Here is a 15358-nt window from a genome sequence, read left to right on the forward strand (position 1 = left end):
CAGGAGCCCCGCTGCAGAGCGGGGCTCTTTTTTGCGATGTTGCGATCAGCCTTTCACGTCGGACTTCGGCACCAGGCCGAACCGGCCGTGCAGCCCGCGCCAGAGGCCGGCGCACAGAATGCTCAGAAGCTTGCGCATCGAACTCCCCTCGACATCAGCCATCGTGTGATCCTGCTGACGCCGGTGACGAAAGGACAGAGCCAATTCTGAGCAGGTCTGCGCAATCTTTAAGCAAGGCGCCGTCGCCGCGGCGCGGTGCGTGCGAAAAAATCTCATGAGATTCAAACGCCGGTGCTGTGGCACGCCTCGTGCATCAATGGCGCCGAGTTGGCCGCTAGGGTTCCGACCTTGAGACACAAGGTGCTGGTCCGAGAGCAGCCGCTTGCGGGGGAGACATCCCCGCAGGTGCACGGCGGGATAAAAGCCCGGGAGACCTCGTCAGCCAAGGGATTGGCGGAGCGATGGTCTTTTCGCCAGTCCCTTTTTGTGAAATTTCGCAAGAGGGATCGGCAATGAACAAATTCGTTTTCTTCCTTCGCTCTGTTGTCATCGGCTGCGCGGTCGTGCTGGCGGCTGCGCCTGCGGCCGACGCCGCGCCGAAGAAAAGCTTCAAGGTCGCCTGGTCGATCTATGTCGGGTGGATGCCGTGGGGTTATGCGGCCGACACCGGCATCGTGAAGAAATGGGCCGACAAATACGGCATCGCGATCGAGGTCAAGCAGTTCAACGACTACGTCGAATCGATCAACCAGTACACCACCGGCGGCTATGACGCCGTCACCATCACCAACATGGACGCGCTGTCGATCCCCGCCGCCGGCGGCGTCGACACCACTGCGGTCGTGATGGGCGATTTCTCCAACGGCAACGACGCCGTGATCCTCAAGAACAAGTCGGATCTCGCCGCGATCAAGGGGCAGACGGTCAATCTGGTCGAGTTCTCGGTGTCGCACTATCTGCTCGCCCGGGCGCTCGAGAGCAGCAAGCTGAGCGAGAAGGACGTCAAGGTCGTCAACACCTCGGATGCCGATATCGCCGCGGCCTACAAGACGCCCGATGTCAATGCGGTCGTGACCTGGAATCCGATCGTGACCGAAATCCTCGGCTCGCCCGATGCCAAGAAGGTGTTCGATTCCTCGCAGATCCCCGGCGAGATCATGGACTTGATGGTGGTGAACACCGCGGTCGCCAAGGACAATCCGGATTTCGCCAAGGCGCTGGTCGGCATCTGGTACGAGACGCTCTCCAGGATGACGGCGAACGATCCCGCTGCCAAGGCCGCCAAGGAGGCGATGGCCAAGGCCTCCGGTACCGATCTCGCCGGTTTCGACAGCCAGCTCTCGACCACCAAACTGTTCGACAAGGCGACCGACGCCGAAGCTTTCACGCGCAGCAAGACCGTCGGGGCAACCATGGATCGGGTCCGCAAGTTCCTGTTCGAGAAGGACCTGCTCGGCAAGGGCGCGAAATCCGCCGACGCCGTCGGGATCGAGCTCGCCGACAAGTCGGTGCTGGGTGACAAGTCGAACGTCAAACTGCGCTTCGACCCGACCTACATGGACGAAGCCGCCAAGGGCAAGCTGTGACCATGTAGTGCCGCATCAGGCAGGAGCCGACCATGCGACTTGTGAACATACGGCCGGGACGGCAGACGCGGTTCTACCTGCTCGCGCTGCCGTTCCTGTTGGTCGCAATCGCCTACTTCGCCGGCTCCAGCGCGCGGCTCGCGCAGAACCCGAACGACAAGCTGCTGCCGGCGCTGCCGAGCATGGTGCAGGCGGTCAAGCAGATGGCGTTCGAGGTCGATCCGCGCACCGGCAGCTATCTGATGGCCTCCGACACCGTCGCCAGCCTGGGGCGGCTGGGCTCGGCGCTGGCGATCTCGACGGTGGCGGCGCTGGTGCTCGGCATCGTGATCGGGCTGTTGCCGGGCGCCAATGCCCTGCTCGGGCCATTCGTGTCGGTCACCTCGATGGTGCCGCCGCTGGCGCTGTTGCCGATCCTGTTCATCGTGATGGGGCTCGGGGAGAATTCCAAGATCGCGCTGATCGTGATCGGGACGTTGCCCTGCATGATCCGCGATCTCGCCATGAAGGTGCAGGAGCTGCCGCGCGAGCAGATCGTCAAGGCACAGACGCTCGGCGCCTCGACCTGGCAGATCGCGCTGCGCGTCGCGATGCCGCAAACCCTGCCACGGCTGATCGACGTGCTGCGCCTGCAGCTTGGGCCGGCGTGGCTGTTCCTGATCGCAGCCGAGGCGATCGCCTCGGATTCCGGGCTCGGCTACCGGATATTCCTGGTCCGCCGCTATCTCGCGATGGACGTCATCATCCCCTACGTCGCCTGGATCACGCTGCTGGCGTTCCTGATCGACGTCGGCCTGCGCGTCACGCAGCGGAAACTGTTTCCGTGGTTTGCCTCGGTGAGGGCGGAATGAGCGCGATCCGTTTCGACGACGTGTGGAAGGAATATGGCGACCACATCGTGCTCGAGCGCATTACGATGGAGGTCGAGCCGCGCGCCTTCATTGCGCTGGTCGGCCCGTCCGGCTGTGGCAAGACCACGCTGCTCCGCATGCTGCTCGGCGAGGAGCAGCCGAGCCGCGGGCAGATCCTGGTCGACGGCAAGCCGTTGCCAGGCGAGCCGGACGCCGACCGCGGCGTGGTGTTCCAGCGCTACTCGGTGTTTCCGCATCTGACGGTCTTGCAGAACGTCATGCTCGGCCGCGAACTGCGCGACGCCAAATTCACCGGCCGGCTGTTCGGCGCCGCGCGCCGCGCCGCTACCGACGATGCAATGACGCTGCTCGCCGAGGTCGGGCTCGCCGGCCAGGAGAGCAAATATCCGTCGGCGCTGTCGGGCGGCATGCAGCAGCGGCTCGCGCTGGCGCAGGCGATCATGCGCGGCCCGAAGATCCTGCTGCTCGACGAGCCGTTCGGTGCGCTCGATCCGGGTATTCGTGCCGACATTCACCTCCTGATGAAGCGGCTCTGGAACGAGACCCATCTCACCGTCGTGATGGTGACGCATGACCTCAGTGAAGCCTTCGGACTCGCGACGCGTGTGATCGCGCTGGAGCGGCAGCGCAACCGGCCGGAGGAGCGCGACCGCTACGGCGCCACGGTGTCGCGCGACCTCGAGATATTCCCACGCCGCAGCGCAGAGCTGCGGTCGTCAGTTCAACCAGCTCCGACCGGGACGACCCGGTCAGGCAAGGAGCATCAGCCGGGACGGCCCGGCGCTCTCGTCTTGAAGGAGCAACCATGATCCTCACAGAGGAACAGAAGGCCGAGATCGCGGCGCATACCCGGCGGTATAACGAGCTGAAGGCGGCGGGGCAGGAGCACGCGCCGCGGGCACTGCCGGCGCCGACCGCGCGCAACGCCGCGCCGATCGATGCCGACGCGGTCATTCACCGTGAGACGATCCCGTCCGGCTGGTACTGGACCACGCGGCTGAACCGCGGCGATACGCTGCGTATCGTCAACACGTCGGGGGCGTCGACCGTCAGCCTGCTCGCCTGGAACAGCGCCGACACCACCGAGCGGCTCAACCACGCCGACACCATCAAGGTGCAGTGGGCGGCGCGGCTGCAGAAGGGACGGGTGCTGCTGTCCGACATGGGGCGCGCGCTGCTTGGGATCACCGAGGACAGCAGCGCCGCGCATGATGCCGTCGTCGGCGGCTCGACCGCGGCGACCAACCTGGCCAAATACGGCGAAGGCAATTTCCGCAACACACGTGACAATTTCATTCTCGCCGCGGCCAAGCTTGGCCTTGATCGCCGCGACGTCCATCCCTGCGTCAGCTTCTTCGCACCGGTCGCGATCGACGCCGACGGCAAGTTTGTCTGGTCGGAGCAGCGGCGGCAGCAGGGCGATTTCGTCGATCTGCGTGCGGAGATGAGCCTTCTGATCGCGCTGTCGAACTGCCCGCATCCGCTCGATCCCGCCAAAGCCTATCCGCAAGCGAGCGTGGAAATCGTGCGTTATCGCGCCGACGCGCCCGCGGCCGACGATCTGTGCCGGACCGCGACCGCGGAAGCGGTCCGCGCCTATGACAACAACGCGCTGTATCTCGGCGAAACCCTGGAAGGAGCAGTGCGATGACCGTTCAATCTGTTCGCACCGGCGGCCGCATCGTCCTCGATGTCGAAATTCCCGCGCGCAAACCGTGGTCGGCGATCATCCGCAAGGGACAGACGTTGCGGATCACCGATAGCCATGGCCAGCAGGCGGTCGACACGCTGTTCTATTGCGCCAGTGATTTCGGCGAGCGCTACAGCGGCCAGGATACGCTGCGCGCGCAGGGCTCGGCCTATGTCGGGCTGGGCACCAGGATCATGTCCAACGAAGGCCGCGTGATGCTGCGCGTGACGGCAGACAGCTGCGGCCTGCACGACACGTCGGCGGGCGCCTGCTCCTGCGAGAGCAACACCGTGCGGTTCGGGCACCAGACCCGCTATCAGCACGCCTGCCGCGAGAATTTCGTGATCGAAGCCGCGAAATACGGCATGTCGAAGCGCGACATCGTGCCGAATCTCAACTTCTTCATGAACGTGCCGATCGATCCCGCCGGCAATTTCACCGTGGTCGATGGCGTCTCCAGGCCCGGCGACGCCATCGAGCTGGTGGCCGAGATGGACGTGCTGTGCCTGATCTCGAACTGTCCGCAGATCAACAATCCCTGCAACGGATTCTTCCCGACGCCGGTGCAAGTCACGATCTTCGACGCGACGATCGTCGATCCGGAGGCGTGAGGCATGTTCAGCAAGGTCCTGATTGCCAACCGCGGCGAGATCGCCGGGCGGATCGGCAGAACATTGCGCCGCATGGGCATCGGCTCGGTCGCGGTCTATTCCGACGCCGACCGCTTCACCCGGCCGGTGCTCGACACCGACGAGGCGGTGCGGATCGGTCCTGCGCCCGCCGCGGAGAGCTACCTCAATGTCGATGCGATCATGGCGGCGTGCCTTGCCACCGGTGCGCAGGCGGTGCATCCAGGTTACGGCTTCCTGTCGGAGAACCGACGTTTCGCTGAACGGCTCGCCGAGCACGGCATCAAATTCATCGGGCCGCGGCCGGAGCATCTCGACGCCTTCGGTCTCAAGCACCGCGCGCGTGAGATTGCCGAGCGCAGCGGCGTGCCATTGTTGCCGGGCTCCGGCCTGCTGGAGACCATCGACGAGGCGGTGCAGCAGGCCGAAACGATCGGCTTCCCGGTGATGCTGAAGAGCACGGCGGGCGGCGGCGGCATCGGCATGCAGCTGTGCCACGACATGGCGACGCTGCGCGAGCGCTTCGAATCGGTGCAGCGCACCGCGCGGGCAAGCTTCGGCGATGCCCGGGTCTATCTCGAACGGTTCGTCGCCCGGGCCCGCCATATCGAGGTGCAGATCTTCGGCAATGGCAAGGGTGACGTGGTTGCGCTCGGCGAACGCGATTGCTCGCTGCAGCGGCGCAACCAGAAGGTTCTTGAGGAGACGCCTGCGCCGGGGCTGTCCGCCGGCATCCGCCGGCGGCTGCATGCGGCCGCGGTGTCGCTTGGCAAGGCCGTGTCTTATGAATCTGCCGGCACGGTGGAGTTCATCTACGACGTCGAGCGCGAGGATTTCTACTTCCTCGAGGTGAACACTCGCCTGCAGGTCGAGCATCCCGTCACCGAGCAGGTCACCGGCGTCGATCTCGTCGAATGGATGATCCGGCAGGCGGCCGGAGAGGACGTGCTCGGCCAGGCGGGCGCGCTCGCGCCAAAGGGAGCTGCGATCGAGGTGCGGCTCTATGCCGAGAATCCGGGTGCCGGCTTTCGCCCGAGCGCGGGCCGGCTGACGCAGGTCAGCTTTTCGCCGGATGCGCGGATCGACGGATGGATCGAGACCGGCACCGAAGTGTCGCCGTTCTACGATCCGATGCTGGCCAAGATCATCGTTTCAGCCGAGACGCGCGAGGCCGCGATCGCGCGGCTTTCGAAGGCGCTGGACGATACGGTCGTAGCCGGCATCGAGACCAATCTGGACTATCTGCGCGCCATTGCAGCCTCCGACGTGTTCCGCGGCGGCCAGGTGGCAACCAGTGTGCTCGGCGCGTTCGCCTACCGCCCGCGCACCATCGATGTCGTCGCGCCGGGGGCGCAGAGCGGGGTGCAGGAATTGCCCGGCCGGCTGCATCTCTGGCATGTCGGCGTGCCGCCGAGCGGCCCGATGGACGAACGGTCGTTTCGCCTCGCCAACCGCTTGGTCGGCAACCCGGAAGTAACGACGGCGCTGGAGCTGACGGTCAACGGACCGACCTTGCGCTTCAACACCGACGTGATCGTCGCGCTCTCCGGCGCGCGGATGAAGGCGTCGCTCGACGGTGCCGATGTCGCGTATGACGAGCCGCTCGCCGTGCGCGCGGGCCAGACGCTTGCGATCGGCAGCATCAAGGGGCCGGGCCAGCGCAGCTATCTCGCGGTGCGCGGCGGCATCGACGTGCCCGAGATTCTCGGGTCGCGGGCGGTGTTTGCGCTCGGCGCCTTCGGCGGCCATGCGACGGGCTCGCTGAAGGCCGGCGACGTCTTGCATATCGGCGCCGAGCGGCCGGGCCTTGTCGCGCCGCGGCGCGCCACGGAGGACGAGCGGCCACAGCTCACATCGGCATGGCAGGTCGGAGTCGTCTACGGCCCGCACGGCGCGCCGGACTTCTTCCTCGACGAGGATATCGAGACGCTGTTCGCGTCGAGCTATGAGGTGCATTTCAACAGCGCCCGCACCGGCGTGCGGCTGATCGGGCCGAAGCCGCGCTGGGCCCGCGCCGATGGCGGCGAAGCTGGGCTTCATCCGTCGAACATCCACGACAACGCCTACGCCGTCGGCTCGATCGACTTCACCGGCGACATGCCGATCATCCTGGGGCCCGACGGACCGAGCCTCGGCGGCTTCGTCTGTCCGGCCGTCGTCGCGCGCGAAGATCTCTGGAAGGTTGGCCAGCTCCGGCCCGGCGACACCGTCCGCTTCGTGCCGGTCAAACGCGACGATCCGGTTGCCGGCCCCACGGTGCTGCGCGCGCCTGAACTCGGCTCGGCCGTGGTCGGACGCAACGAGGACGGCCCGATCCCGGTGGTCTATCGGCGCGCCGGCGACGACAATCTCCTGGTCGAATATGGCCCGATGGAGCTCGACATCGCGCTACGGCTGCGCGTGCATGTGCTAGCGCAGGCGCTGGAAGAGGCGAAGGTCGCCGGCCTGATCGATCTCACGCCCGGCATCCGCTCGCTGCAGATCCATTATGACGGCACAGCGTTGTCGCGAACGAAGCTGCTCGACGTGCTCAAGCGGATCGAGCGCGAATTGCCGCCGGTCGACGCGATGCGGGTGCCGAGCCGCACCGTGCATCTACCGCTGTCGTGGCGCGATCCGGAGGCCGAGCTTGCGATGCGCAAGTATCAGGAGCTGGTGCGCGCCGATGCGCCGTGGTGTCCGTCGAATGTCGAGTTCATCCGGCGCATCAATGGCCTCGCCGGCGAGGACGATGTCCGCCGCATCGTGTTCGACGCCGACTATTTCGTGCTCGGCCTCGGCGACGTCTATCTCGGCGCGCCGGTGGCAACCCCGCTCGACCCGCGGCATCGGCTGGTGACCACGAAATACAACCCGGCGCGGACCTGGACGCCGGAGAACGCGGTCGGGATCGGCGGCGCCTATATGTGCATCTACGGCATGGAGGGGCCGGGCGGCTACCAGTTGTTCGGCCGCACCATCCAAGTCTGGAACACCTGGCGCACCACGCGGGTGTTTGCAAAAGGTCATCCCTGGCTGCTGCGGTTCTTCGACAGGATCCGCTTCTTCCCGGTCGGTGCAGACGAGCTCCTGGACGCACGCGCCGCATTCCCGCACGGGCAGTACGACATCAGGATCGAAGAGGGCGAATTCTCCTACGCCGACTACGCGAAGTCGCTGGCCGATGCGCAGCCGTCGATCGCCGCGTTCAAGGCAACGCAGCAGGCCGCGTTCGACGCCGAGCGGCAGCGCTGGCGCGAGATGAAGCTCGACGAGGCGCCGGCGGAATCGGTCGATGCGAGCGTCGCCGCGACCGGTATTCCCGATGGTCAGCTAGGGGCCTTCTCGGAAGTGCCCGGCAACATCTGGAAGATCCTGGTCGAGGAGGGCGCCGAGGTCGCAGCCGGCGACACTCTCGCGATCATCGAGTCCATGAAGATGGAGATTTCGGTGCTCTCGCCCGCGGCAGGCCGCATCGCGTCGGTGCCGGTGAAGCCCGGCCAGACGCTGCGCGCGGGGGATGTCGTGGCGTTGCTCCGGCCGCGCTAGTCCTTGGGATCGGCCGGCGGGACGAGTGGAGAGGGCGTCTCGCCCTCTTTCTCCGGCCGCTGCCGACCTTGATGATCAATTGACGCGTTTTGCCTTAACATTCGATCGATCTTCATTCTTACGCGGCGTGCCGCCAGCAATCCCAGGACCGCCTGAACCGTTCCCGAGAAGTTGCGATCGCCGATGGAAAACGAGTAACGCCAGGTGCCCGCAGCCTCGCCTTCAATGATCATGTAATGAATTGAACGATGAATGCCGCTATGCTGGGCACGTGTTTCTCCAACCACGACCTAGCTCATATGGCTGTTCGCTTCGGCGCCAATCGCCTGTCCCAGCGAGTTTGCATGCTTGACCAAGCCCATGACGAGTTCGCCCCCGCTCGGGCCCATTGGAAGCCGACTGCCGTCGTTTAAGGCAGAACTGGAGTGGCCGCGAAGCAATCGGCTAGATGATTTGCGTCCGTTGCGTCTTGTGATCCTGGGTCTTTAACTTGCGAGATGGTGTCAGACCGGATGCCTCGAACCCATGAGCTCGTTTGACATAGGTCAAAATACGATTCCGGAAGCTCCCGACGCTGAGCCACGAACACAGTTCGGTGCCGAATGAAAACCGCCACACGCCTTGCAAGCGCCTTGCCGTCGATACCGAGCTCTGCCGGGGGGATCGCGCGTCTCACATGTGCCCGGCTGCGGGATGCGCAGGTTGATCCGGCCCCGATCGTGTCAGCTGCAGGCCTGGCAATCGACGACGTCGAGGACCGCAAGCGCCGCATCGATGCGCGAGCGCAGGTCAGGCTGCTCGAACTCGCCGCAAGGGAATTGCAGGACGAGTGCTTCGGACTCCATCTGGCTCAAGGCTTCGAGCTGGGCGAGATCGGGCTTCTGTACTACGTCATGGCTTCATCGGAGCATCTGGTTGACGCCTTGCGAATCGGCGGACGCTACTGCGCGATTAACAACGAGGGTGTGCGGTTGCGGAGCTCTCTGGATCGCGGCTTCGCCATCGGGTTCGAATATGTCAACATCGATCGGTCGTCGGATCGTCACCATGCGGAATTCTGGCTGGTTACGTTGATCCGTATTTGCCGCGCACTGACCGACGGCAGGCTGGTCCCGAAGCAAATCAAGTTGAGGCACGCCAGACGAGAAACGCCGTTGGATGTGAGATCTCTTCTCGGATGCGAGATCGAATTTGCAGCGGACAGGGACGAACTCTTGTTTCCGTCCCGGATCGGCGTATTGCCTGTCGTGGGTGCGGATCTGCATCTCAACAGGATGCTGCTCCAATATGCCGACGAAGCGCTTCGGAACCGGGCATCACGACGAAGCAGCGTGCGGTCTCGCGTCGAAGGACACATCGCCCAGTTGCTTCCGCACGGCAAAGCCAATGCCGAGGCGGTCGCGCGTCGTCTTGGCATGAGCCGGAGGACTCTCGCTCGATCATTGTCGTCGGAGGGGGTAGGCTTTTCAGACGTTCTCGAGGCGTTTCGAACCGCACTTGCCCGCCATTACCTCGAAGATGAGGAACTGCCGATTTCCAAGATCGCATGGCTGTTGGGCTACAGCGAGGTCTCTTCCTTCACACATGCGTTCGTCCGTTGGACCGGCCTGACGCCGAGGGGCCTATCGCAGTTCGAATGGCGATCGGTGATCGGCTGACACGAGGTATCAAGTAGCTGGCACAGACTAGCAAGACCTGGCGGATCGTCCTCCGCTAGGGCAGTTCCATGCGGTCGAACCTCCTTTCCCAGCTCGCGCGTCGCTGTCGCCGCGCTTCGGCCGAGGTCTTCGGCCCGATGACCAGAGACGACTGGCTATTCCTGGCTTCGATAATTTGTTTCCACAGTCTCTTGGTCGCGCTGGTCTGGATCGTGTTCGCGAACTGACTGATGGCGCTACTAGGCCGACGTTCGATTGCTTTGTCGATCCGCCGCTGCCCGCCTACACCTCGAGCCATTCCTCGCGAACGGCGGCATTCGCCTTGAGCTGGTCGGGGGTGCCTTCGAACACGACGCGGCCGTGGCCCATGATGTAGACCCGGTTCGAGATCTTCATCGCGATCGACAGCTTCTGTTCGACCAAGAGGATGGCGACGCCGGCCTTGGCGATCCGTGCGATCAGCTCGCCGACCTGCTGCACGATCAGCGGCGCCAGGCCTTCGGTCGGCTCGTCGATCATCATCAATTCGGGGTCGCCGAGCAGCGTGCGGCAGGTGGTCAGCATCTGCTTCTCGCCGCCCGACAGCACGCCCGCCGGCGTGTCGGCGCGCGCGGCGAGGTTGGGAAACATGTCGAGCATCTCCTGCAGCCGCCACTTGCCTGGGCGGCGCGGGTCCTTGATGCCGAGGATCAGGTTCTGGCGCACCGTCAGTCCGGGGAAGATGTCGCGATGCTCCGGCACGTAGCCGAGCCCGAGGCGGGCGATCTTGTGGCTCGGCAGGCCTGCGATGTCCTGGCCCTTGAAGCGGATGGTGCCCTGCGGCGGCACCTCGCCCATGATCGCCTTGACGGTGGTGGAGCGGCCGACGCCGTTGCGGCCGAGCAGGCTGACCACCTCGCCGGCCGCGATGTCGAGATCGACGCCTTGCAGGATGTGGCTCTTGCCGTAATAGGCGTGAAGATTCCTGACCTCGAGCATCAGTCGACCTCCTCGCCGAGATAGGCTTCCTTGACCTTCGGGTTGCCGCGGATCTCCTCGGGCGTGCCGGAGGCGATGATGTGGCCGTAGACCAAGACCGAGATGCGGTCGGCGAGGCCGAACACCACGCTCATGTCGTGCTCGACGATGACGAGCGTGCGCCCTTCGGTGAGGCGGCGGATCAGCGCGACGGCGCGCTCGGTCTCGGCGTGGCTCATGCCCGCGGTCGGCTCGTCCAGCATGATGACGCTGGCGCCGCCCGCGATCGTGATGCCGATCTCGAGCTCGCGCTGCTCGGCATAGGTCAAGAGGCCCGCCGGCACGTCGCGGCGGTGGCTGAGATGGATGTCGTCGAGGATCTGCGCGGTGCGCTGCTTCACCTCGGGCAAATTGTCGACGTTCTTCCAGAACGCGTAGCGGTGGCCGGTCGCCCACAGCACGGCGCAGCGGACGTTCTCCCACACCGTCATGCGGGCGAACACGTTGGTGACCTGGAACGAGCGCGACAGCCCGCGCCGGTTGATCTCGAAGGGCCGCAAGCCCGAGGTCACCTCGCCGTTGAGGCGGATCTCGCCCGAGGTCGGCTTGATGTGGCCGCTGATCAGGTTGAACGTCGTCGACTTGCCGGCGCCGTTGGGGCCGATGATGGCGTGGCGCTCGCCCTTGGCGACGCTCAGGTTGAGGTCGCGGATGATGGCGACATTGCCGAAGCTCTTCTCGACGGCGTTGACTTGGATGGCTGCGGTCATGCGAGATACCCCCGGTCACGGGCCACCGTCGCGGCACGATCCCAGGCTTCCGCAACGCGCCGCCAGGTGATGCGCGCGACCAGGAAGCCGCCGACGAGCAGGACTGCCGCAGCGACCCAGGTCGTCGGCGCCGTGGCGATGAACGGGATGCCGAGCAGATTGATCGCGTCGCCGCCCGAGAAGCGCGCGACGGTCTCGATGGTCAGGATGATGCCGAGCGCCAGCGCCAGCGTCGGGATCGCCGCGACCAGATAGGACGGGATCACGGAACGAAGCGTTCCGGCGCGGATCAGCGGACGGTGCTTCATCAGGATGCCGGCGATGCCGCCGGGCGCGAACATCACGATCCCGATGAAGATGATGCCGAAATAGAGCTGCCAGACCGAGGTGACGCTGGTTAGCCCAAGCTGCAGATAGGTCACCAGGATGGCGCCGAGGATCGGACCGAAGAAATAGGCGGTGCCGCCGATGAACGCGGAGAACAGCACGAGGCCCGATTGCGTCGCGCCGAGATAGGCGGAATTGGCGATCTCGAAATTGATCGCGGTCAGCCCGCCGGCGATGCCGGCGAAGAAGCCCGCGAACATGTAGGCGAGATAGCGCACCACATGCGGATCGTAGCCGATGAACTCGACGCGCTCCGGATTGTCGCGCACCGCGTTGCAGATCCGCCCGAGCGGCGTGCGGGTCAGCGCGTACATCGCGATCGCTGAGACCATCACCCAGAACGCGATCAGGTAATAGACCTGGATTTGCGGCCCGAAGGTCCAGCCGAACATCGGCATCAGCGAGGTGCGGTCGGTGGTGATGCCGGACTCGCCGCCGAACACGCTGCGCAGGATCAGCGACGACGAGGCGACCAGTTCGCCGATGCCGAGCGAGATCATCGCGAACACGGTGCCGGCGCGCTTGGTCATCACCCAGCCGACGAGGACGGCGAACGCCATGCCGCCGATGCCGCCGACCAGCGGGATCACCGGCAGCGGGATCGGCCAGTTGTGGCTTGCGACTGCGTTCATGACGTGCACGGCGAGGAAGCCGCCGAGGCCGTACTGCACCGCGTGTCCGAACGACAGCAGCCCGGTCTGACCAAGCAGGATGTTGTAGGACAGCGCGAAGATGATCGCGATGCCGATCAGGCAGAACGAGGTCAGCGAGCCGCCGGCGCCGAAAACCAGCGGCAGCGCGACCAGCGCGACCGCGGCGAGCAGCCAGACGGCATAGAAGCTCAGGGCGCTGCCGGGCTCCTGCTTGGCCGCAGCGATGGAGGGCGTGGAAGCGTTGGTCATGACTCGCGCGTCCCCAGCAGGCCCATGGGGCGGAAGATCAGGACCAGCACCAGCAGCACATAAGGCAGGATCGGCGCGATCTGCGCGATCGTCACGTTCCAGATGTCGGTGAGCGGCGAGGGGCCAAGGCTCGGATCGAGCGGGCCGAATACGCTGGCGAGCGACCCGTTCAGCGCGACCGCGAAGGTCTGGATCAGTCCGATCAGGAGCGAAGCGATGAAGGCGCCGGGCAGCGAGCCGAGGCCGCCGAACACGATGACAACGAACAGGATCGGGCCGAGCAGCGCGGCCATGTCGGACTGCGTCACCAGCGAGGGACCGGCGATGACGCCGGCAAGGCCGGCGAGCGCGCTGCCGACGCCGAACACCAGCATGAACACGCGTCCGACATTGTGGCCGAGATGGCCGACCATGCTTGGATGGGTCAGCGCGGCCTGCACGATCAGGCCGACGCGCGTCCTCTTCAAGGTGACCAGCAGCGCGATGAAGATCACGACCGACACGACAAGCATGAAGATCTTGTAGGCGGGGTAGTTGGTCGAGAACACGGTGAAGGCGGGGAAGTCGAGCGCCGCCGGGACGCGGTAGTCGACCGGGCTCTTGCCCCAGATCATCGAGACGATCTCTTCGATCGCGAACGCAAGTCCGAAGGTCAGCAGCAGTTCGGCGACATGGCCGTGCTTGTGGGTGTTGCGCAGGCCGTAGCGCTCGACCGCCATGCCGACCGCGCCGACCAGCAGCGGCGCCAGCACCAGGGCCGGCCAGAATCCGATCCAGCGGGTGAGCTGAAAGCCGAAAAACGCGCCGAGCATGTAGAAGCTGGCATGCGCGAAGTTCAGCACGCCCATCATGCTGAAGATGACGGTGAGCCCACTGGACAACAGGAACAGCAGCATGCCGAACAGGACGCCGTTGAGCGTCGAGATGACGATCAGCTCAGCCACGGCGCACTCGCTTGAGACTGGAACGGTTCACGTGATCAAAACCTGTCGAACGAAAGGAACTTACCCGTCATTCCGGGTTCGATGCTACGCATCGCCCCGGAATGACTGAGACGGCCGATCAGGGCCGCTTCATGTTGCAGGTGGTCGGAAGCATCGTCTGCGCGGTGTCGATCTTGGACACTATGCGCCAGCCCCAGCCGGTGTTTTCCTCGTCGAACGGCTCCTTGGTCTTGTCGGCCAGCGAGCCGAACGAGGAGATGTAGATCGGCTGGAAGAACTGGTGGTCGTCCTTGCGGATGAAGCCTTCGCCGCCGTCGAACACTTCGAACTTCATGCCTTCGAGCGCGGCCGCGACCTTCACCGGATCGATCGAATTGGCCTTCTCGGCGGCCGCCTTGAACATCCGCATCTCGTTGACCGCGCGCGGATACCAGACGGAAATGCCGGTCTTGGCGCGGAAGTCCTTCTCGAAATCCATCGCCGCCTTGTTGCCGGAGTTCGGGACGCCTTCGCTGATCTGGAACACCTGGCTTTCGAGGCCGGCCTGCTTGATCGCGGTCGGTCCACCGGCGCCGCCGGCATAGTAGGTGTACCAGTTGACCTTGAGGCCAGCGTCGGCCGCCGCCTTCAGCAGCAGCGCGAAGTCCTGGCCCCAATTGCCGGTCACGACGGTGTCGGCGCCGGACGCCTTGATCTTGGCGATGTAGGGCGAGAAGTCGGTGACCTTGAGCATCGGGTGCAGCTCGTCGCCGACGACCTGGATATCCGGCCGCTTTTCGCCCAGCATCTTACGCGCCGTGGTGCGCACCGACTGGCCGAACGAATAGTCCATGTTGATCAGGTAGACCTTCTTGATGGACGGATGGCCCTTCATGTAGTTGGTCAGCGCTTCCATCTTGATGTCCGAGTTCGCATCCCAGCGGAAATGCCAGTAGCTGCACTTCTCGTTGGTCATCGCCGGATCGACCGCGGCGTAGTTGAAGTAGAGCACTTCCTTGCCGGGGTTGCGCGAATTGTGCTTGGTGACGAAGTCTTCCAGCGCCGCGCCGACTGACGAGCCGTTGCCCTGGGTGATGTAGTGGACGCCGGCGTCGACCGCCTTCTGCGCCTGCACCAGGCTTTCCTGCGGATTGGTCTTGTTGTCGAGCGGGACGATCTCGACCTTGTGGCCGAGGATGCCGCCCTTGGCGTTCAACTCGTCGGCGAGATACTGAAACGTCTTCAGGCCGCCTTCGCCAACGCTGGCACCGCCGCCGGAGAGCGGATCGATATAGCCGATCTTGATGGATTCCTGCGCGGACGCCGCGCCTCCCAACACCGTCAGCGCTGCCGCGGCGGCAACGATCAGCCTATGCATCCTGCGTTCTCCCTTGCTCGTGTTTCTTGATCTTTAGCGATCGAGGCCGTCTCATAACCCCAATCGCCGAGCCTTCGC

13 protein-coding genes and 1 riboswitch are annotated in these 15358 nt (G+C 64.9%); of the genes, 7 read left to right on the forward strand and 6 right to left on the reverse strand.

The window, feature by feature from the left end; translation table 11 throughout:
* Positions 1-323: 323 nt before the first annotated feature.
* Positions 324-434: riboswitch (guanidine-I (ykkC/yxkD leader) on the forward strand.
* Positions 435-512: 78 nt separating this feature from the next.
* Genes ACE10X_RS07085 through uca form a run of 6 tightly spaced genes read left to right on the forward strand, consistent with a single transcriptional unit; the run spans position 513 to position 8305 of the window.
* On the forward strand, positions 513-1586 hold the full coding sequence (locus ACE10X_RS07085; protein WP_038384325.1) for a putative urea ABC transporter substrate-binding protein: 1074 nt from the start codon (positions 513-515) through the stop codon (positions 1584-1586).
* A 32-nt stretch (positions 1587-1618) separates the two neighbouring features.
* The gene (locus ACE10X_RS07090) at positions 1619-2437 is read left to right on the forward strand and encodes an ABC transporter permease (RefSeq protein ID WP_038384324.1); all 819 of its coding nucleotides are present in this window, start codon (positions 1619-1621) and stop codon (positions 2435-2437) included.
* Entirely contained in the window at positions 2434-3267 is an 834-nt protein-coding gene (locus tag ACE10X_RS07095) for an ABC transporter ATP-binding protein (protein ID WP_038384323.1), read from the forward strand. The genes ACE10X_RS07090 and ACE10X_RS07095 overlap by 4 nt, the downstream gene beginning before the upstream one ends.
* Complete coding sequence (locus ACE10X_RS07100; RefSeq protein WP_038384322.1) at positions 3264-4109, forward strand: urea amidolyase associated protein UAAP1; 846 nt, start codon at positions 3264-3266, stop codon at positions 4107-4109. Before ACE10X_RS07095 ends, ACE10X_RS07100 begins: the two co-directional genes overlap by 4 nt.
* Positions 4106-4759, forward strand: coding sequence for an urea amidolyase associated protein UAAP2 (locus ACE10X_RS07105; RefSeq protein ID WP_038384321.1), 654 nt, complete (start codon positions 4106-4108; stop codon positions 4757-4759). Before ACE10X_RS07100 ends, ACE10X_RS07105 begins: the two co-directional genes overlap by 4 nt.
* Positions 4760-4762: 3 nt before the next feature.
* A complete protein-coding gene (gene uca, locus ACE10X_RS07110; RefSeq protein WP_038384320.1) occupies positions 4763-8305 on the forward strand; it encodes an urea carboxylase in 3543 nt (1180 codons plus the stop codon).
* Here the strand turns inward: uca and ACE10X_RS07115 are convergent.
* A complete protein-coding gene (locus ACE10X_RS07115; protein WP_038384319.1) occupies positions 8302-8538 on the reverse strand; it encodes a hypothetical protein in 237 nt (78 codons plus the stop codon). The genes uca and ACE10X_RS07115 overlap by 4 nt on opposite strands.
* 369 nt (positions 8539-8907) lie before the next feature.
* On the opposite strand from ACE10X_RS07115, the gene ACE10X_RS07120 reads away from it, so the two are divergent.
* A complete protein-coding gene (locus ACE10X_RS07120; RefSeq protein ID WP_244435770.1) occupies positions 8908-9963 on the forward strand; it encodes an AraC family transcriptional regulator in 1056 nt (351 codons plus the stop codon).
* 282 nt (positions 9964-10245) lie between these two features.
* Here ACE10X_RS07120 and ACE10X_RS07125 read toward each other — a convergent pair whose 3' ends face one another.
* The 5 genes from ACE10X_RS07125 to ACE10X_RS07145 all read right to left on the reverse strand — a co-directional run bounded on the left by ACE10X_RS07125 (position 10246) and on the right by ACE10X_RS07145 (position 15280).
* Positions 10246-10941 (reverse strand): ABC transporter ATP-binding protein, encoded by a 696-nt coding sequence (locus tag ACE10X_RS07125; protein WP_038384318.1) that lies wholly within the window; start codon positions 10939-10941, stop codon positions 10246-10248.
* Positions 10941-11690 carry an ABC transporter ATP-binding protein gene (locus ACE10X_RS07130; RefSeq protein ID WP_028332917.1) on the reverse strand — a complete coding sequence of 250 codons (750 nt, stop codon included), beginning with the start codon at positions 11688-11690 and terminating at the stop codon, positions 10941-10943. The genes ACE10X_RS07125 and ACE10X_RS07130 overlap by 1 nt, the downstream gene beginning before the upstream one ends.
* On the reverse strand, positions 11687-12979 hold the full coding sequence (locus ACE10X_RS07135) for a branched-chain amino acid ABC transporter permease (protein WP_375764121.1): 1293 nt from the start codon (positions 12977-12979) through the stop codon (positions 11687-11689). Before ACE10X_RS07135 ends, ACE10X_RS07130 begins: the two co-directional genes overlap by 4 nt.
* Positions 12976-13923 carry a branched-chain amino acid ABC transporter permease gene (locus ACE10X_RS07140; protein WP_028341315.1) on the reverse strand — a complete coding sequence of 316 codons (948 nt, stop codon included), beginning with the start codon at positions 13921-13923 and terminating at the stop codon, positions 12976-12978. The genes ACE10X_RS07135 and ACE10X_RS07140 overlap by 4 nt, the downstream gene beginning before the upstream one ends.
* Before the next feature lie 118 nt (positions 13924-14041).
* The gene (locus ACE10X_RS07145; protein WP_038384316.1) at positions 14042-15280 is read right to left on the reverse strand and encodes a branched-chain amino acid ABC transporter substrate-binding protein; all 1239 of its coding nucleotides are present in this window, start codon (positions 15278-15280) and stop codon (positions 14042-14044) included.
* Positions 15281-15358: the final 78 nt, after the last annotated feature.

This window comes from Bradyrhizobium sp. Pha-3 (assembly GCF_042258325.1).
GTDB classification, from domain to species: Bacteria; Pseudomonadota; Alphaproteobacteria; order Rhizobiales; family Xanthobacteraceae; genus Bradyrhizobium; species Bradyrhizobium elkanii.